The sequence below is a fragment of the Sphingomonas sp. PvP018 genome (assembly GCF_017876865.1).
GTDB lineage: Bacteria > Pseudomonadota > Alphaproteobacteria > Sphingomonadales > Sphingomonadaceae > Sphingomonas > Sphingomonas aerolata.
Genome location: NZ_JAGIOU010000001.1, coordinates 1,815,546 through 1,831,938, shown reverse-complemented (window position 1 = coordinate 1,831,938; position 16,393 = coordinate 1,815,546). Strand labels below are relative to the sequence as shown.

Sequence of the window (16,393 nt, the reverse complement as noted above, 5' to 3'; positions counted from 1 at the left end):
ACCGGCCCGCTTTGGACCTAGGCCGCGCGCCCACGAAAAAGCCTGTCGCGCGGGGAGCGCGACAGGCTGTTCGATCAGGTGGCGGGCGGGCCCGCCACGGTGATGGGTCGGGGGTTTACTGGCAGGCGAGGCACTCGTCATAGTCCTTCGATTCGACGTCGATCTGACGCAGGTCGATGGTGTTGTCCGCCTCGACCCCGCCCGCGAAGCCGGCGCGCTGCACCGACTTGGAGCGGAGATAGTAGAGCGACTTGATGCCGAGCTCCCAGGCGCGGAAGTGGAGCATCAGCAGGTCCCACTTCTCGACGTCCGCGGGGATGAACAGGTTCAGCGACTGCGCCTGGTCGATATAGGGCGTGCGGTCCGCGGCGAGTTCGAGCAGCCAGCGCTGGTCGATCTCGAAGCTGGTCTTGTAGCAGTCCTTTTCCTCGGTCGAGAGGAAGTCGAGATGCTGGACCGAACCGCCCTGTTCGAGGATCGAGTTCCACACCGCGTCCGAGTTCTTCGACTTTTCGGCGAGCATCTTCTCGAGATACGGGTTCTTGATCGAGAAGCTGCCCGAGAGCGTCTTGTGCGTGTAGATGTTCGCCGGGATCGGCTCGATGCACGCGCTGGTGCCGCCGCAGATGATGCTGATCGACGCGGTCGGTGCGATCGCCATCTTGCAGCTGAACCGCTCCATCGCGCCGACATCGGCGGCGTCGGGGCAGGGCCCGCGCTCGATCGCGAGCTGCATCGAGGCTTCGTTGGCCTGCGCGTTGATGTGCTTGAACATCCGCAGGTTCCACGACTTGGCCATCGCACCCTCGAACGGGATGCCACGTGCCTGAAGGAAGCTGTGGAAGCCCATGACGCCGAGGCCGACCGAACGCTCGCGGCCCGCCGAATAGGCGGCGCGTTCCATGCCGGGCTCGTGGCGGTCGATATAATCCTGCAGCACGTTGTCGAGGAAGCGCATCACGTCCTCGATCAGGCCCTTCTCGTCCTTCCACTGATCCCAGGTTTCGAGGTTCAGCGACGACAGGCAGCAGACCGCGGTCCGCTCGTTGCCGAGATGATCCTTGCCGGTCGGCAGCGTGATTTCCGAGCAGAGGTTCGAGGTCGAGACCTTGAGGCCCAGTTCACGGTGATGCTTGGGCATCGCCTTGTTCACGTGATCGGCAAAGACGATGTAGGGCTCGCCGGTCTGGAGACGCGTCTCGACGAGCTTCTGGAACAGCGAGCGCGCGTCGACCGTGGCGCGGATCGCCTGGTCCTTCGGCGAGCGGAGATGCCATTCCTCGCCGTTGCGCACGGCCTCCATGAAGGCGTCGGTGATCAGCACGCCGTGGTGGAGGTTCAACGCCTTGCGGTTGAAATCGCCCGAGGGTTTGCGGATCTCGAGGAATTCCTCGATCTCGGGATGCGAGACGTCGAGATAGACGGCCGCCGAGCCACGGCGCAGCGAGCCCTGCGAGATGGCGAGGGTGAGCGAATCCATGACGCGGACGAACGGGATGATGCCGCTGGTCTTGCCGTTGAGGCCGACCGGCTCGCCGATGCCGCGGACATTGCCCCAATAGGTGCCGATGCCGCCGCCGCGCGAGGCGAGCCAGACATTCTCGTTCCAGGTGTCGACGATGCCGCCGAGGCTGTCGGGGACCGAGTTGAGATAGCAGGAGATCGGCAGGCCGCGACCCGTGCCGCCGTTCGAGAGAACGGGGGTGGCGGGCATGAACCAGAGCTTCGAGATCGCGTCGTAGAGGCGCTGCGCGTGGCCGGCGTCATCGGCATAGGCCGAGGCGACACGGACGAACAGGTCCTGATAGCTCTCGCCCGGGAGCAGATAGCGGTCCTTCAGCGTCTCCTTGCCGAATTCGGTCAGCAGCGCGTCGCGGCTGTGATCGACTTCGACCGGGTAGATCTGCGCGCGCACGGAATGGCTGTCCTGCGCCTGACGCGGCGCCTTGGGGGCCTCTGCTGCGGGCGTGTCGAGGGTCTGTTCGATGGTGTCGGTCGTCATGTCGCTATCCCGGCTGCTGTCTCTGAAATCCAAAAGACCGCTCCTAAAATTCTGTAATCGTTCGAATCGGGAGCATATCCCATGCTATCATCGGGCAGATCAAAAGCAGAACAAAAACTGATCGGCAGCGCGTGGTCACGCCTGTCGACAATCAGGGTGGCAGCCCGAGGGGCGCACCATGTTCTACCAGAGATAGGGCCTGCCGCTGTAAGTAGCCCCCAGATACTGTGCCAATCCCGCAGCGGGTGCAAGCCGCTAGTTGGCCCGTTGCGGCCCTGCCCGGGGTCGATGGGGGTATCGCGAGGCGGCGGCGGCGGCGCGACGCGTGGATCTGCGCCGGGTTCGCGATACGCAAGCGGATTTCGCGTCTTTCGAAATATTTTCGAGCGAGCCGCGCGCGCCCGCGGTCAGCCCGCGCGGCGCATCCCGCGGACCAGCGGCGGTGGGCCGAGCCGTTCGATATCGACCGGATGATCGAAGGCGAGCCCGGCGCGGCCGTCGCGCAGCCAGCGAATCTGCGCGCCGATCATCTGGCCGTCGACGAGCTCGATCGAGACGCCGGCGCCGGTCGGATCGCCGCGGACCATCAGCCCCTCGACCATCGCGCCGCTGGTCGAGATGTCGCGGACGCGGACATCGACGAGCGTGTCCTCGACCAGCAGCCGCGCCGAGCGCAGCATCCGCACGCGCGGCGCCCGGCTGGTCTTGAACCCGGCGGCGGTCGCCACCCCCGCGGCGGTGGCAAGCTGTTCCATCACCACCTCGTTGAGGACCGGGCGGCCATAGACATAGCCCTGGATATGGCTGCAGCCGAGATCGCGGACGAGTGCGATCTCGTCCTGCAGCTCGACGCCTTCCGCGGTCGTCTCCATGCCGAGCGTGTCGGCGAGCATGACGATCGCCTTGATGATCGCGGCGTTGCGGTTGCCGGGTTCGGCCGCGCCCTTCACGAACGACTGGTCGATCTTGATCTTGTCGAACGGCGCGGTGCGCAGATAGCCGAGCGACGAATAGCCGGTGCCGAAATCGTCGAGCGCGAGCCGGACGCCGATTCCTTTGAGCGCCTTGAACATCTGGTCCGAGGACGCGCTCTCGTCGAGGAAGACGCCCTCGGTGATCTCGAGCTCGAGCCGGTTGGCGGGCAGCCCGGACTGGGCGAGCGCGCTGGTGACGAGGGCTGGGAGCGCGGGGTTGGCGAACTGGATCGGCGAGACGTTGACCGCGACGCGGACATCGGCGGGCCAGCGCGCGGCGGCGTTGCACGCGGTGCGCAGGACCCAGGTGCCGATCGCCTCGATCAGCCCGCATTCCTCGGCGATCGGGATGAAGTCGGCGGGCGACACGGGGCCGCGCGTCGGGTGGTTCCAGCGGATCAGCGCCTCATAGCCGACGATCCGCGTCGACTTGGTGCTGACGACGGGCTGGTAGCAGAGGTGGAACGCGCCTTCGGTGACCGCGATGCGCAGATCGTCCTCGAGCTGCTTGCGCGACTTCGCCCCCGCCAGCATGTCGTCCGAATAGAAGCGGTGGACGCCGCGGCCATCGGCCTTGGCCGCATAGAGCGCGAGATCGGCATTGCGGATCAGCGTCTCCGAATCCTTGCCGTGCTGCGGCGTGATCGCGATGCCGATCGAACAGCCGATCGAGACCGACGCGCCGCTGATGAAATAGGGTTGCGACAGCGCGAGGATGAGCTCGCGCGACAGGGTGCTGAGCGTGTCGCGGTTGTCGACGCCGGGCAGGACGACCTGGAATTCGTCGCCGCCGAGCCGGCCGACCAGCCCTGCGTCACCGACCACGCGCGTGAGCCGCTGCGCGACCTGTTTGAGCAGCAGGTCGCCCGCCTGGTGGCCGAGCGTGTCGTTGACCGCCTTGAACCGGTCGAGATCCATCAGGAACAAGGCGGTCGGCCGGTAGGGCCCGGCCTGCTGCGCGAGCGTCTTGTCGAGCGACAGCCGCATCCGCTGGCGGTTGGCGAGCCCGGTCAGCCCGTCGAACAGCGCGAGGCGGTTGATCTCGGCATCGGCCTTGCGCTTTTCGGTGAGGTCGAAGCCGGTGCCGATAAAGCCCTGGAACCGGCCGATCTCGTCGATCACCGGTCGGCCCGACATCGACCACCAGCGCTCGGGCGCGGGGTCGGCGGCGGCGCAGACCGAATAGTCGGAGAAGGAGGTGCGCGACGACAGATGGAAGGCGAGCGTGCGTTCGGTGCCGGGCGCGTCGCTGTCCATGCGGAACAGGTCGGTGAGGATGCAGCCGACCAGCCCGGACGACGGGTCGCACCCCTCCTCCGGGTCCGACGGCGGCGGGAGCGCGTGCGCCATCTTTGGCGAGATATAGGTGATGCGGCCGCGCCGGTCGGCTTCCCAGAACCAGCCGGGGCCGTAATTCTCGAACTCCGCCATCAGCTTCATCGCGAGCCGGCCCTCGCTCGACTGGTCCGCATGATCGAGCGCGAGCGCATAGTCGATCCGCGCCATCCGGTAGGCGACCGCGGCAAAACCGGCAAAGGCGGCGATCGCGACGACCGGCGCGATCCCCACGCCCGACAGCAAGGTCAGCATCAGCGCCAGGCCAATGCCGAACCCCAGGGTCGCGGCGCGCACGGCATAGAGGGTGATCGCGGTGACGCTGATCGCGCCGACGATCGCGACCAGCCCGGCGAGCTCGATCGGCCCGCCCGGCAGCTCGACGGTGACCCAGAGCAAGGACAGGAGCGCGGCGGAGAGCCCGGCGGCGCAGGTCGCGAGCACCGCGTTGCGGCGATGGATCGGCCATTCACGCAGCGTCCTGCTGCGCACCGTCGCAAAGGCCGCGCCGGACAGCAGAGCGATCACGCCCGCATGCACCGCCACCGCCGCGATCAGCGCCGGCCGTGCCGCCAGCGAGACGCCGAAGACGATCGCCGCGGCCACGAGGTGCGCGATCAGCGCGACCGGCCAGACCGCGCCGACCTTGGCGAGGCGGACATGCTGCGCGGCGCTCCACGCATCCTCGTCGCTTTCGACGAGCCCGAACAGGACGAGGCTCGTGGCGTCGGGATGATCGCGGAGGGAAATGGCGGGAGAGCGCGAGAACATCCCGCAAGCGTACCGCATCAGCGGTTGCGCAATTGCCCTCCGATCATGCTTAACAGACCGTAAGCGTTTGCATTTATCAGATAAATAGCCCGGTCAGCCAATAGGTCGCCGCCCCGATCGCGGCGGCGGCGGGCAGCGTCACGGTCCAGGCGATGATGATGTTGCTGGCGACGTTCCAGCGCACCGCGGACAGGCGTCGCGCGGCGCCGACGCCGACGATCGCGCCGGTGATGGTGTGCGTCGACGAGACCGGCACACCCCAGAAGGTCGCTGCGAACAGCGTGATCGCGCCGCCGGTCTCCGCGCAGAAGCCCTGCGCGGGCGTCAGCCGGGTGATCTTCGACCCCATGGTGTGGACGATCCGCCAGCCGCCCGACAGCGTGCCGAGCGCCATCGCCGCCTGGCAGGACAGCACGACCCAGAAGGGCACGTGGAACTCGCCGCCGAGCAGCCCCTGCGAATAGAGCAGCACCGCGATGATCCCCATCGTCTTCTGCGCGTCGTTGCCGCCGTGCCCGAGCGAATAGAGCGCGGCGGAGATCAGCTGGAGCTTGCGGAAGCGCTTGTCGACGCCGAGCGGGGTGAGCTTGAGGCTGGTCCAGGCGACGAGCAGGACGAGCAGCAGCGCGAGCAGCAGCCCGACCGCGGGCGAGACGAAGATCGCGCTGACGGTCTTGATCACGCCGCTCCAGACGATCGCGCCGAAGCCGATCTTGGCGACGCCCGCGCCGAGCAGCCCGCCGATCAGCGCATGGCTGCTGCTCGAGGGGATGCCGAGTACCCAGGTGATGACATTCCACGCGATCGCGCCGATGAGCGCGGCGAAGATCACCTGCGCGTCGATCACCTGCGCATGGACGATGCCGGTGCCGACGGTCTGCGCGACGTGGAGGCCGAAGACGGCGAAGGCGATGAAGTTGAAGAATGCCGCCCAGAGCACGGCATATTGGGGTTTCAACACACGCGTCGAGACGACCGTCGCGATCGAGTTCGCGGCGTCGTGCAGCCCGTTGAGGAAATCGAACAGCAGCGCGATGCCGATCAGGCCGATGAGGACCGGAAGCGAGAGGATCATGCGGGGATGCCTGCCGGTGCCGGGTCACCCCAACCTATCTGTTCTTCCGCGAAGGCGGGAGCCCAGGGTACCAATCGGCGTGGTGGATGGAATTCCTGGGCCCCCGCCTTCGCGGGGGAACGGGAAGGGCGCGCGCGATCCGCTGCACGCCCGCGAAGCACGTCACGCATGGTCGATGACGAGTCCCTGGATCTCGTTGGCGACGTCTTCGAAGCGGTCGACGATCTTTTCGAGGCTCGAATAGATTTCGCGGCCGATGATGAAGGCCATCGGGTCGGCATGGCTCTTCGACGCGGCGAAGAGCGCGCGCAGGCCGGTGTCGTGGATGTCGTCAGCATGACCCTCGATCTGGATCAGCCGGGCGGTCAGGTCGTGGAGGCGGCCGGCGTTGCTGCCGAGCGAGCGGAGCAGCGGGATCGCCTCGGCGGTGATCCGCGCGGCCTCGACGATGATCCCCGCCATGTCGCGCATCTCGGGCGCGAATTCGGTCACCTCGTAGAGCGCGATCGCGTTGGCGGTGCCGTTCATCTGGTCGATCGCATCGTCCATCACGCCGATCAGGTCGGTGATCGCGCTGCGGTCGAACGGCGTCACGAACACGCGGCGGACGTCCTGCAGGACCTCGCGCGTGATGTCGTCGGCCTCGTGTTCGCGGCGCACGATCTCGGCGATCTGGCTTTCGATCGAGCCTTCGCCGTGGAGCAGCCGGGCGAGCGCGTCGGCGCCCGCGACGAGCGTCGCGGCATGCGCGTCGAACAGCTCGAAGAACCGCCCCTGCTTGGGCATGAGTGCCTGGAACCAGCCCAGCATCGGAAAACGCCTCCTCATTCGTGACCGCAGCACCGGCAGCACGCGTTGTTCGAACGCCACCGGGATCGGTGGCTTTCGGAATCCTCGGATCAGAGCCTTGAGTTCGGGCTCGTCGACCGCGGCGGCGGCCTTATCAGGCGGAAACCACCGTGTCTCGCGCTGATCCCGCTCGGGCCAGTCCGCGACCTGTTCGACGACCTGCATCGGATAGACGCTGACGATCATCGGCCGGAGACGCCCGCTGCGGCGCCGCTTGTCGTAGCAGAAATCGCCGACCGCGCTGGGGCAGGGGATGCCGCGAATCCCGGCTTCCTCGAACGCTTCCTGCGCCGCCGCCTCGTGCGAGGCGAGGCCGGCAATCGGATTGCCCTTGGGGATCACCCAGCGGCGCGTCTCGCGCGAGGTGATGAGCAGGATCTCGGCGGATCCGTCGGCGGTGATCCGGTAGGGCAGGGCAGCGATCTGACGGATCGGTCGGGTCCTCGGGCAAGGTCAAACCCGATGTCTGACACGCACCGCGCGCGAGCGCCAGACGCTCTGCAAAGGTGGCGTGGCGGATGAACCGCCACGATCCGCAAGGGAATGGCGTGGCGGGGTTACCGCCACGCCGGCCGTATCAGCGGAACTTGCCGCTGAGCGAGACGCCGATGATCCGCGGTTCGTTGAACACCGCGGCCATGTAGTTCTCGATCACGCCCTTCAGGTTCTTCTCGCCGGTGATGTTGCGCGCGAACACCGCGAGTTCATAGGCATCGTCGGGCGCGGCATAGCCGATCTTCAGGCCGCCTTCGAAGTTGCCGTTCGCGGTGAACTCCTTGGTCTTGTAGAGCACGAACTGCGTATAGCCCTGGATGTTGAAGTCGCCCGCGATGAACGCGCGACCGCCATTGCCGAGCGGCTGGTCGTAGCGTGCGGTCAGGTCGACATTATACTCAGGGGCATTGGGCAAAGGCTCGCCGTCGATCTTGACGAGGAAGGTCGTGCCGAACGCGCCGGGGACGGGACGGACCGCCGCGGAGGGCGTGCAGACGACCGCGTTATTGAGCGCGCAGATCTGCACCTCGGTCGTCTTGTCGCGAATCGCGCTGTGGAGCAGGCTGAGCCCGGCGCCGAGCGTGAGGTTGGGAACGGGCTTCCAGTTCGCCTCGGCTTCCATGCCGTAGGCCTCGGCCTTGTTGCCGTTGAACAGGATGCCGTTGCCGTTGAGATCGTTGCCGTTGAGCTGGATGTCGTTGACGCGGTAGCCGAACACGGTCGCGTTGAGGCTGAGCGTGTTGTCGAGCAGGCGGGTCTTGATGCCCGTCTCCCAGGACAGGATCGTCTCCGAATTGGCGGTCGAGAAGTCCGAGTTGAACACCGCCGAGCGGCCCTGGATCGTCGGCCCGCGGAAGCCCTGTGCAATGCGCGAATAGAGGCTGATGTCGGGGCTCGCCTGGTAGAGGAGGCTCGCGTCCCAGCTCGGCTTGGTCGCCTTCAGCGTGACGTCGGTGCGGAAGTTGGCCGGATACTGGCTGATACCGGCGACATTCTGGACGGGCTTGAGCAGCTGCGTGCGCTTCTTGTCCTCGGTGATGCGGCCGCCGGCGGTGAGCGTCAGCCGGTCCATCAGCTCGTAGCTGATCTGACCGAAGCCGGCCCAGGAGGTGTTGACGTCGTGGAGGCGGACCCAGTTGTTCGGGTTGCGCTGTGCGGTCGTCAGGAAGAAGGTCCGCTGGTAGAAATCGGTGATGTCGCGCGTGTCGAAATAGAGGCCGCCGACCTGCCAGTTGAAGCGCCCGCCCTGCGTGCCCGACAGACGCAGCTCCTGCGACCACTGGTCGAGATCGCGGATCTGGCCCTGCGACTGGCCGAAGCCGTTCGCCGTGCCGCGCACGGGGAAGTTCGCGCCCGCGCCGCCATCGGTGTCGCCGCGGCTGAAGCCCGAGGTCGTCTCGTAGGCGGTGATCGAGGTGAGCGCGGCAGGACCGAAGTCGTAGGTCGCGCGGACCGAGCCGCCATAGGTGGTGTAGCTCTGCGGATTGTCATTGCCTTCGTCGAGCGCGACGATGTTGCGCGGTTCGGCCTGGACGTCGTTCGACCCCTTCTTCAGCGCGGCGCGGTGGAACAGCGTCGAGGTGCCGTCATACCAGCGGGCATGGCCCGACAGGTCAAGCGAGAAGGCGTTGCCCGGGGTCAGCGCGAGCTGGACGCGGACGTTGCGGTCGTCGAAGCCGCCCATCGCGTTCTTGCGCGGGGTCGCGGTGCTGTCCTGCGTGACGCCGGCATAGACGTTGTCGACATAGTTTTCGCGGTGCTGGAGCAGCGTCGAGACGCGGATCGACAGCAGGTCCTTGATCAGCGGGCCACCGACGCCCGCGTCGACGCTGACGCTGCCATAGGTGCCGACCGAGGCCGAGGCGCGGCTGTCGAAATCGTTGGTCGGCTTGATCGTGTCGAACTTGATGATGCCCGCGGTCGTGTTGCGGCCGAACAGCGAGCCCTGCGGGCCGCGCAGCACCTCGACCTGGCGGACGTCATAGACCGGGTTCGACTTCAGCACGACATGCTCGAGGATCACGTCGTCCTGGATGATCGTGACCGGCTGCGACGCGCCGAGGTAGAAATCGATGTTGCCGAGACCGCGGATGTAGAAGCGCGGGAAGATGCGGCCGGTGGTCGTCTCGACATAGAGGCCGGGGACGCGGCCCGACAGCGACAGCAGCGTGTCGTCGCCACCCGCCTGGAACGCACGCAACGCATCGCCCGAGGCGACGCCGACCGACAGCGGCACGCGCTGGAGATTCTCCGAGCGGCGTTCGGCGGTGACGACGATCTCGCCGAGGCCGTCTTCAGCGGGGGTGGCAGCCGGGGCGGTGGTCGTGTCCTGGGCGGCGGCGGGCAGTGCGGCGAGCAGCAATGTCGCGGGTGCGATGCCGCGCAGGAGCGACGTGGTCAGACGGGTGCGTGTCACGGTGATATTCCCTGGATGATCTTCTTGGTGTCGACAGGGACGCACCCGACGAGCCGCGCGCGCCGATCGCGGCCACCCCCGTGGACCGTGATCGCCGTCGCGCGGCTCATGCTGTCGCAATGCCCCCCGGCGACGCGCTAGCCGCGGATCATGTTGGAAAAATGACAGTCGGCGCATCCGGCTGCCACGGCGCGAATTTGGGCATGACGGCGGCGAAGAGCGGGCTTGCGAGATAGCGGCCCAGCCAGTCGTGGAGCGCGGGGAGGGGGAGCGTGTCGAACCAGCCGCGGTCGGTCTGCGCGAACTGGCGGACGAAGGGGAGGATCGCCATGTCGGTTAGGGTGACGCGGGGGCCGGCGAGGTGGCCGGTGGCTGCCAGCCGCGCGTCGAGATCGGCGAGGATCGCGGTGGCGGCGGCGCGGTGCTCGAGCGGGTCGGTCGCGTGGCGATCGGCATATTTGTAGCGGTCGAGATGATGCTTGAACGCGCCGTCGTTGTTCGCGATCAGGTCGGCGTCTGCTCCGGCGAGCCAGTCGAGCGGATCGGCGAGTGCCAGCGCCCAGTGCATGATGGCGAGGCTCTGGTCGATGACGCGGCCGTCGGGGAGGATCAGGACGGGGACGGTGCCCTTGGGGGAGGCGGCGAGCATCGCGGCGGGCTTGTCGCGCAGGACGATCTCGCGGAGCTCGACCGCGATGCCGCTGGCGACGACCGCGCTGCGGGCGCGGATCGCGTAGGGGCAGCGGCGGAAGCTGTAGAGGATGGGGAGCATGGGTTGGGTATAGGGGGCGGGGGGCGGCGCGTCTCCGGGCTGGTTCGCGCGATCGCTTCCACCCCGGCGGAGGCCGGGGTCCAGTTGGGTAGGCTTTCGTGGGGGCGGGCGGTGCGGGGTTACTCTGGTCCCTCCAACTGGGCCCCGGCCTTCGCCGGGGTGGTGCTCATTTTCTGGGGGGCGTTACAGCCCGAAGCGGAGGGTGGCGCGGATGTCGCGGCCGGCTAGGGGGGCGAAGTCCTTGAGGAAGCTGGCGTGGCGGCGGGCTTCGACGTCGAACAGGTTGTTCGCGCTGAGCAGGATCGAGGTCTTGCTGTCCTTGCCGAACGGGTTGAAGCCCAAGGTCGCGTTGACCATCGTATAGCCGTTGGTGGTCGTCTCGAACGCGGCGATGCGGTCCTGGTCGAAGACGTGCTCGACCTCGAGCCGGCCGTTGACGCGGTCGCCCTGCGCCTCGATCCCGCCGAGTACGCGCATTGGCGGGATGCGCGGCACGGGGCCGTTGTCGACGATCGTCGCGCGGACATAATCGCCGAGCAGGTCGGCGTTGAGGACATAGCCGCCGATCTGCGCGAGCCGGACCGAGGCATTGGCCTCGAACCCGTAATAGCGCGCATCGGCCTGCTGATACTGGAAGCAGGGCAGGTCGACCTCGCGCCCCGAGGGATCGGCGGCGGTCTGGCAGACGCTCTGCGCGACCTGGTTCTCCGAGATATAGTTGGAGAAGTCGTTGTAATAGGCCGACGCGTCGAAGCTGAAGCCGTCGCCATGCGCGTGGAGCGTGCCCTCGATGCCCCAGCTCTTCTCGAGCTTGAAATCGGGGCTGCCGAATTCATAGGCCTGGGTGCCGGCATGGCCGCCGTTCGCGAACAGCTCCTCGGCGGACGGCGCGCGCTCGGTGTGCGAGAGGTTGACGCCCAAGCGGACCGCGTCGGTCACGCCGTAGGAGGCGCCGAGCGAGCCCGAGACCGCGTCGAAGCTGCGGCTGCCGCGGAAGAAGCGGAGATCGTCGAGCGGCGTCTTGGCGGAGAGCGACGTCGTCTCGTAGCGCAGCCCGCCCTCGGCCCGGAACGCGCCGGCGCTATATTGCTGGAGCGTGAAGAGGCCGGTCTGGTTGGTCTCGTTGCGCGGCAGGAAGGCCTCGTCGCCGTTCACGTCGAACAGGCGGTTGAAATATTGCACGCCCGATGCGCCCTGCCAGCCGCCGCGATTGGCCTGGACCAGCTCGATCCGGCCTTCGGTGCCGTTGTTGAAGAAGGCGGTGCCGACGCCGCCATCGGGTTCGAGCTCGAAATGGCGATAGGTGGCGTGGCCCGCGCGGACGCGGATCTTGTCGAGGAAACCGCCGCCGGTGTTGATCTCGCCGCGCAGGTCGACGCGGTTCTGGACGACGTCGAGGCGGGGCGCCTCCTGCTCCTGGCCGACCGCGGTCGCATAGCGGATCGGCACGCCGTAGAGGCTGTCATAATGGCTGTACGACACGCCGAGATTGCCGCCATCGGTGATGATCGACGCGCCGACGCCCGCGGTCCAGGTCTCGGACTGGGTGTTGGGCAGCTTGCCGCGGAGCGCGGCGGAGCCGGCGAAGTCGATCGGCTCGTCGGTGTCCTGCGGGAGGCCGACCTGGCTGAGCGCGGCGGCGCGCGCCTGCGACGACAGGATGTTGCCGCCGGTGCGCAGATTGCCCGACTTCAGATAGGAGCCGTCGGCGTGGAGGACGAGGTGCTGGCCGACCGCGACGTCGCCGGCGGCGCCGCCCGAGCGCTCGTTCGCGGCCGAGCCGTAGCTGGCGATGCCGTTCACGCGGTAGCCGTTTTCGGGGACGCTGCGCGGGATGCGCGTGTCGATGACATTGACGACGCCGCCGACCGCGGACGAGCCGAACAGCAGCGCGGAGGGGCCGCGCAGCACCTCGATCCGCTCGGCGAGCAGCGGGTCGATGATGACCGCGTGATCGACCGAGGTGTTCGAGACGTCGATCGAGCCGATCCCGTCGGTCAGCACGCGGATGCGCTCGCCCTGGAAGCCGCGCAGGATCGGGCGCGAGGCGCTGGGGCCGAACGAGGTGGCGGACACGCCGGGCTGGCGCGCGAGCGTCTCGCCGATGGTGGGACGCAGGTTGCGGGTGAGCTCGGCGCCCGAGAGGATCGAGGTGCCCTGGAGGACGTCGGTCTCGCTCTGGCGGACGGGGGCGGTGACGAGAATCTCGGCGGCGGCGCGCGGGGTGCGGGTCGGGGCTGGGGTTGCGGCAGGCGTATCGGCCGGTGCGCCGGTCGGCGTCGTGTCGGTCTGGGCGGTCGCAGCGGTCGCGGCGAAGACCGCCAGCGCGCTGATCCCGATGAAAGTCTTACGCATAGAAACGCTCCTTGAACCCCGGAGCTGCCGCCTAGCGCGAATGATGTATCATATCAAAGCACATGTTCGCAGCTGCGGAAAATTGGGCGGCGGGTTGTTGCCATGATGCAACATATCATCCGGGGCGGCCGGGCGTCAGGGTTTGTCGTAGGGGGTGAAGTCGGTGAAGCGGCAGGAGGGGGAGGGGATCGACAGGCCGGGTTCGATCAGCCGGAACCGGTCGTTGCGGCAGAGCTGGCCGCCATAGATGTCGACGATGATCGTCGACAGCGGGCGCAATTGCGGACAGGGGCCGACCGGGCCGGTGCGCCAGACGCGCTTGCCCGACTGGCGATAGAGGATGGTGGTCGCGTCGAGGATCGTCGGCCCCTGGACCAGGCCGATGCCGATGCAGCGGACCGGCGCGCCGGCGATGCGCCCCGCGAGTGGATCGTCGCGGCCGGCGACGAGCGTCAGCGCGAGCGCGGCGAGGGCGGCTATCCGGCCGGAGCGCGGCATCCTCACCGAACCTTCCGATAGGGGACGAATTCGCCGAAGCTGCAGCTGCCGCTGGGGAAGCGGCTGGCGCGGTCGATCGTGTTGGCGATGTCGCCGCGGCAGAGCTGGCCGGTCGGCGTCCGCGTGATCAGGATGTTGCGGTCGAGATCGCCGCATCCGCCATTGGTCTCGGTCCGGTAGATCGTGCCGTTGTTGACGCGGTAGAGGAAGGTCGAGCCGTAGCTGGTCACCTGTTTCTGGCCGAGGGCGTTGAGGCACAGGGTCGGCTCGCCGGGGGTCAGCCCCTTGAGCGCGGTCGCGAGCTTTTGCTGCGTTTCGGTTTCGCGCTGCGCGATCTGCGCCTGTTCGCGCGGGGTGGCCGTACAGGCGGTGGCGGCGATCGTCAGGCAGAGCAGCGATAAGCGTGTCATGATGCGCATGCGGTTTCCTTCGCGCCCCCAAGCGTACAGCATAGCCTATTCAGCCCTTGAACGCATCCTTTGCCGCGCGGCGTTCGCCGAGCTCGGCGGCCGAGGTCGCACGGAGAAACGGATTGGTCGCGCGTTCGAGCCCGATCGTCGTCGGCACGGTCGCCTCGCCGCGCGCGCGGGCCGCGTCGACCTCGGCCATCCGGTCGCGGATCGCGGCATTGTCGGGCTCGGCGACCAGCGCGTAGCGGCCGTTCGACTGGGTATATTCATGGCCGCAATAGACGCGCGTCTCGTCGGGCAGCGTGGCGTAGCGCTGCATGTTGGCGAACATGTCGGCGGGGGTGCCCTCGAACAGCCGGCCGCAGCCCATCGCGAACAGCGTGTCGCCGGTGAAGATCACCGCGTCGTCGGCGAAGTGGAAGGCGATATGGCCCTGGGTATGTCCGGGCACGGTCATCACCTGCGCGGCGTGCGTGCCGAGCGAGACGACGTCGCCCTCGGTCACGGTGCGGTCGAGCGTCGGGATCTTCGCGGCCTCCGCGGCGGGGCCGGTGACGGTCGCGCCCTGAGCGCGGATCGCGGCGTTGCCACCGGTGTGGTCGGGATGCCAGTGCGTCGTCCAGACCTGATCGATCCGCCAGCCGCGCGCGGTCGCCGCGGCGATCACCGGGTCCGCCTCGCCCGGGTCGAGCGCGACCGTTTTGCCGCTGTCGGGATCGTGGATCAGCCAGGCGTAATTGTCGCTGAGGACGGGCACGCGGACGATGTCGAGGGGCATGGCGTCGAGGGGCATGGCGGAGCTTTCGAAGGCGGTGGCCAGGTGTGGCGCCGGGGTCGGGGGGATGCAAGGATAACGCATCAGTGGGCGGTCGGGATGCGCGCGTAACCGTCGGTCTCGACTTCCTGCGGCGGGCGGGCGTAGGGTGGTGAAAACATTGAGAGGATCCGCAATGAAACTGGCCAGCCTGAAGGACGCAGATCCAGCCCGGGGCCGTGACGGCCGGCTCGTCGTCGTGTCGAACGACCTCGCCTGGTATGCCGATGCGACGCATATCGCGCCGACGCTGCAGGCCGCGCTCGACGACTGGGACCGGCTTGCGCCGATGCTCGAGAATCTGTCGACCGATCTCGAGCACGAGATGATCCCGATGCGGCGGTTCCACGAGCATGACGCGGCGTCGCCGCTGCCGCGCGCCTATCAGTGGGCGGATGGCTCCGCCTATGTGAACCATGTCGCGCTGGTCCGGCAGGCGCGCGCCGCCGAGATGCCCGACAGCTTCTGGCACGATCCGCTGATGTATCAGGGCGGATCGGACGGGTTTCTGGGGCCGCGCGACCCGATCCCGCTCGCCGACGAGAGCTGGGGCTGTGACATGGAGGGCGAGGTCGTCGTCGTCACCGGCGACGTGGCGATGGGGGCGAGCCGCGACGAGGCGCTGGCGGCGGTGCGGCTGGTCGGGCTGACCAACGACGTGTCGCTGCGCAACCTGATCCCGGCCGAGCTGGGCAAGGGGTTCGGATTCTTCCAGTCCAAGCCCGCCAGCGCGTTTTCACCGGTGTTCGTGACGCCCGAGTCGCTTGGCGACTGGTGGCAGGACGGCAAGCTGCACCGCAAGCTGATGGTCGACCTGAACGGCCAGCCCTTTGGCCGCGCCGAGGCGGGCGAGGACATGACGTTCGATTTCGGCACGCTGATCGCGCATGCCGCCAAGACGCGCAAGCTGGGCGCGGGGACGATCGTCGGGTCGGGCACCGTGTCGAACCGCGGCGCGGACGGCGGGCCGGGCAAGCCGATTGCCGAGGGCGGCGTCGGCTATTCCTGCCTGGCGGAAGTGCGGACGATCGAGACGATCGCGGGCGGCGCGGCGGTGACCCCGTTCCTGAAAAAGGGCGACACGGTGCGGATCTGGGCGGAGGACGACCGGCATCGCCCGATCTTCGGGGTGATCGAGCAGACGGTAGAGTAGCGCGCGACCCGGCTAGGGGCGCTCGCCATAGGCCTTGCGCTGAGCCGCGGTAGCGCGGTCCCACCAGGCGCGGGCGAGCAGATCCGCGATCCGCTCGCCCGCGCCGGTGCCGTAGCGGACCAGCACCGCCGGCCAGCCGTCATAATGATCGGTCTGCCAGAAGGTCGCGGGGTCGGTGTCGAGCAGGATGTCCTTCTCGTCGAGGCCGATATGGAGCACGAAGCTGCCGGGATCGGGCGCGGTGGTCGACGCGAGCGTCTTGCCGCGGAACCTGAGTGCGGGCCGGCCGTAGCTGGTGCCCGGCTCGACACCCGGCAGCGTGCATCCGATCGCGACGATGGCGTCCCAGTCCTGCAGCATGTCGCGCTGTCCCTCCCCCTGTCTGCCCGTGTCTGCCCGCGTCCGCAGGGTGCTGTTATCGCATTGATCGCACGGCGTTGCACGCGGCCGGTGCGAATGCGGCAACCGGGCAAA

Annotated in this window: 12 protein-coding genes; 1 reads left to right on the top strand and 11 read right to left on the bottom strand. The window is 67.9% G+C overall.

The annotated features are described in order from the left end of the window. Positions 1–115: 115 nt before the first annotated feature. From J3A66_RS07950 to gloB, 10 genes are all read right to left on the bottom strand, one after another. Complete coding sequence (locus J3A66_RS07950) at positions 116–2,035, bottom strand: ribonucleoside-diphosphate reductase subunit alpha (protein ID WP_031393864.1); 1,920 nt, start codon at positions 2,033–2,035, stop codon at positions 116–118. Positions 2,036–2,409: 374 nt separating this feature from the next. Continuing rightward, a complete protein-coding gene (locus J3A66_RS07945) occupies positions 2,410–5,082 on the bottom strand; it encodes an EAL domain-containing protein (protein ID WP_056679447.1) in 2,673 nt (890 codons plus the stop codon). Positions 5,083–5,158: 76 nt separating this feature from the next. Beyond that, positions 5,159–6,157, bottom strand: coding sequence for an inorganic phosphate transporter (locus J3A66_RS07940; protein WP_031394897.1), 999 nt, complete (start codon positions 6,155–6,157; stop codon positions 5,159–5,161). A gap of 162 nt (positions 6,158–6,319) precedes the next feature. Then, the gene (locus tag J3A66_RS07935) at positions 6,320–7,438 is read right to left on the bottom strand and encodes a DUF47 family protein (protein WP_056679450.1); all 1,119 of its coding nucleotides are present in this window, start codon (positions 7,436–7,438) and stop codon (positions 6,320–6,322) included. 145 nt (positions 7,439–7,583) lie between these two features. Continuing rightward, positions 7,584–9,848: a TonB-dependent receptor gene (locus J3A66_RS07930; RefSeq protein WP_244650326.1), complete on the bottom strand. Its 2,265-nt coding sequence runs from the start codon at positions 9,846–9,848 to the stop codon at positions 7,584–7,586. Between the two features lie 217 nt (positions 9,849–10,065). After that, positions 10,066–10,689 carry a glutathione S-transferase gene (locus J3A66_RS07925; RefSeq protein ID WP_209568136.1) on the bottom strand — a complete coding sequence of 208 codons (624 nt, stop codon included), beginning with the start codon at positions 10,687–10,689 and terminating at the stop codon, positions 10,066–10,068. A gap of 183 nt (positions 10,690–10,872) precedes the next feature. Beyond that, positions 10,873–13,044: a TonB-dependent receptor gene (locus tag J3A66_RS07920; RefSeq protein WP_209568134.1), complete on the bottom strand. Its 2,172-nt coding sequence runs from the start codon at positions 13,042–13,044 to the stop codon at positions 10,873–10,875. A 135-nt stretch (positions 13,045–13,179) separates the two neighbouring features. Then, positions 13,180–13,542 carry a hypothetical protein gene (locus tag J3A66_RS07915; protein WP_056679464.1) on the bottom strand — a complete coding sequence of 121 codons (363 nt, stop codon included), beginning with the start codon at positions 13,540–13,542 and terminating at the stop codon, positions 13,180–13,182. A 2-nt stretch (positions 13,543–13,544) separates the two neighbouring features. Beyond that, positions 13,545–13,961: a hypothetical protein gene (locus J3A66_RS07910; RefSeq protein ID WP_209568131.1), complete on the bottom strand. Its 417-nt coding sequence runs from the start codon at positions 13,959–13,961 to the stop codon at positions 13,545–13,547. 40 nt (positions 13,962–14,001) lie between these two features. Next, positions 14,002–14,730, bottom strand: a complete 729-nt coding sequence (gloB, locus tag J3A66_RS07905; protein WP_209570437.1) for a hydroxyacylglutathione hydrolase — start codon at positions 14,728–14,730, stop codon at positions 14,002–14,004. A gap of 172 nt (positions 14,731–14,902) precedes the next feature. On the opposite strand from gloB, the gene J3A66_RS07900 reads away from it, so the two are divergent. After that, a complete protein-coding gene (locus tag J3A66_RS07900) occupies positions 14,903–15,919 on the top strand; it encodes a fumarylacetoacetate hydrolase family protein (protein ID WP_037530570.1) in 1,017 nt (338 codons plus the stop codon). A 12-nt stretch (positions 15,920–15,931) separates the two neighbouring features. Here the strand turns inward: J3A66_RS07900 and J3A66_RS07895 are convergent, their stop codons facing one another. Continuing rightward, positions 15,932–16,279, bottom strand: a complete 348-nt coding sequence (locus J3A66_RS07895; protein ID WP_245336728.1) for a hypothetical protein — start codon at positions 16,277–16,279, stop codon at positions 15,932–15,934. Positions 16,280–16,393: the final 114 nt, after the last annotated feature.

Coding starts and splice junctions, on each gene's coding strand:
- J3A66_RS07945 (WP_056679447.1), bottom strand. CDS start 5,082: ATGTTCTCGCGCTCTCCCGCCATTTCCCTCCGCGATCATCCCGACGCC.
- gloB (WP_209570437.1), bottom strand. CDS start 14,730: ATGCCCCTCGACATCGTCCGCGTGCCCGTCCTCAGCGACAATTACGCC.
- J3A66_RS07910 (WP_209568131.1), bottom strand. CDS start 13,961: ATGCGCATCATGACACGCTTATCGCTGCTCTGCCTGACGATCGCCGCC.
- J3A66_RS07900 (WP_037530570.1), top strand. CDS start 14,903: ATGAAACTGGCCAGCCTGAAGGACGCAGATCCAGCCCGGGGCCGTGAC.
- J3A66_RS07920 (WP_209568134.1), bottom strand. CDS start 13,044: ATGCGTAAGACTTTCATCGGGATCAGCGCGCTGGCGGTCTTCGCCGCG.
- J3A66_RS07895 (WP_245336728.1), bottom strand. CDS start 16,279: ATGCTGCAGGACTGGGACGCCATCGTCGCGATCGGATGCACGCTGCCG.
- J3A66_RS07925 (WP_209568136.1), bottom strand. CDS start 10,689: ATGCTCCCCATCCTCTACAGCTTCCGCCGCTGCCCCTACGCGATCCGC.
- J3A66_RS07940 (WP_031394897.1), bottom strand. CDS start 6,157: ATGATCCTCTCGCTTCCGGTCCTCATCGGCCTGATCGGCATCGCGCTG.
- J3A66_RS07915 (WP_056679464.1), bottom strand. CDS start 13,542: ATGCCGCGCTCCGGCCGGATAGCCGCCCTCGCCGCGCTCGCGCTGACG.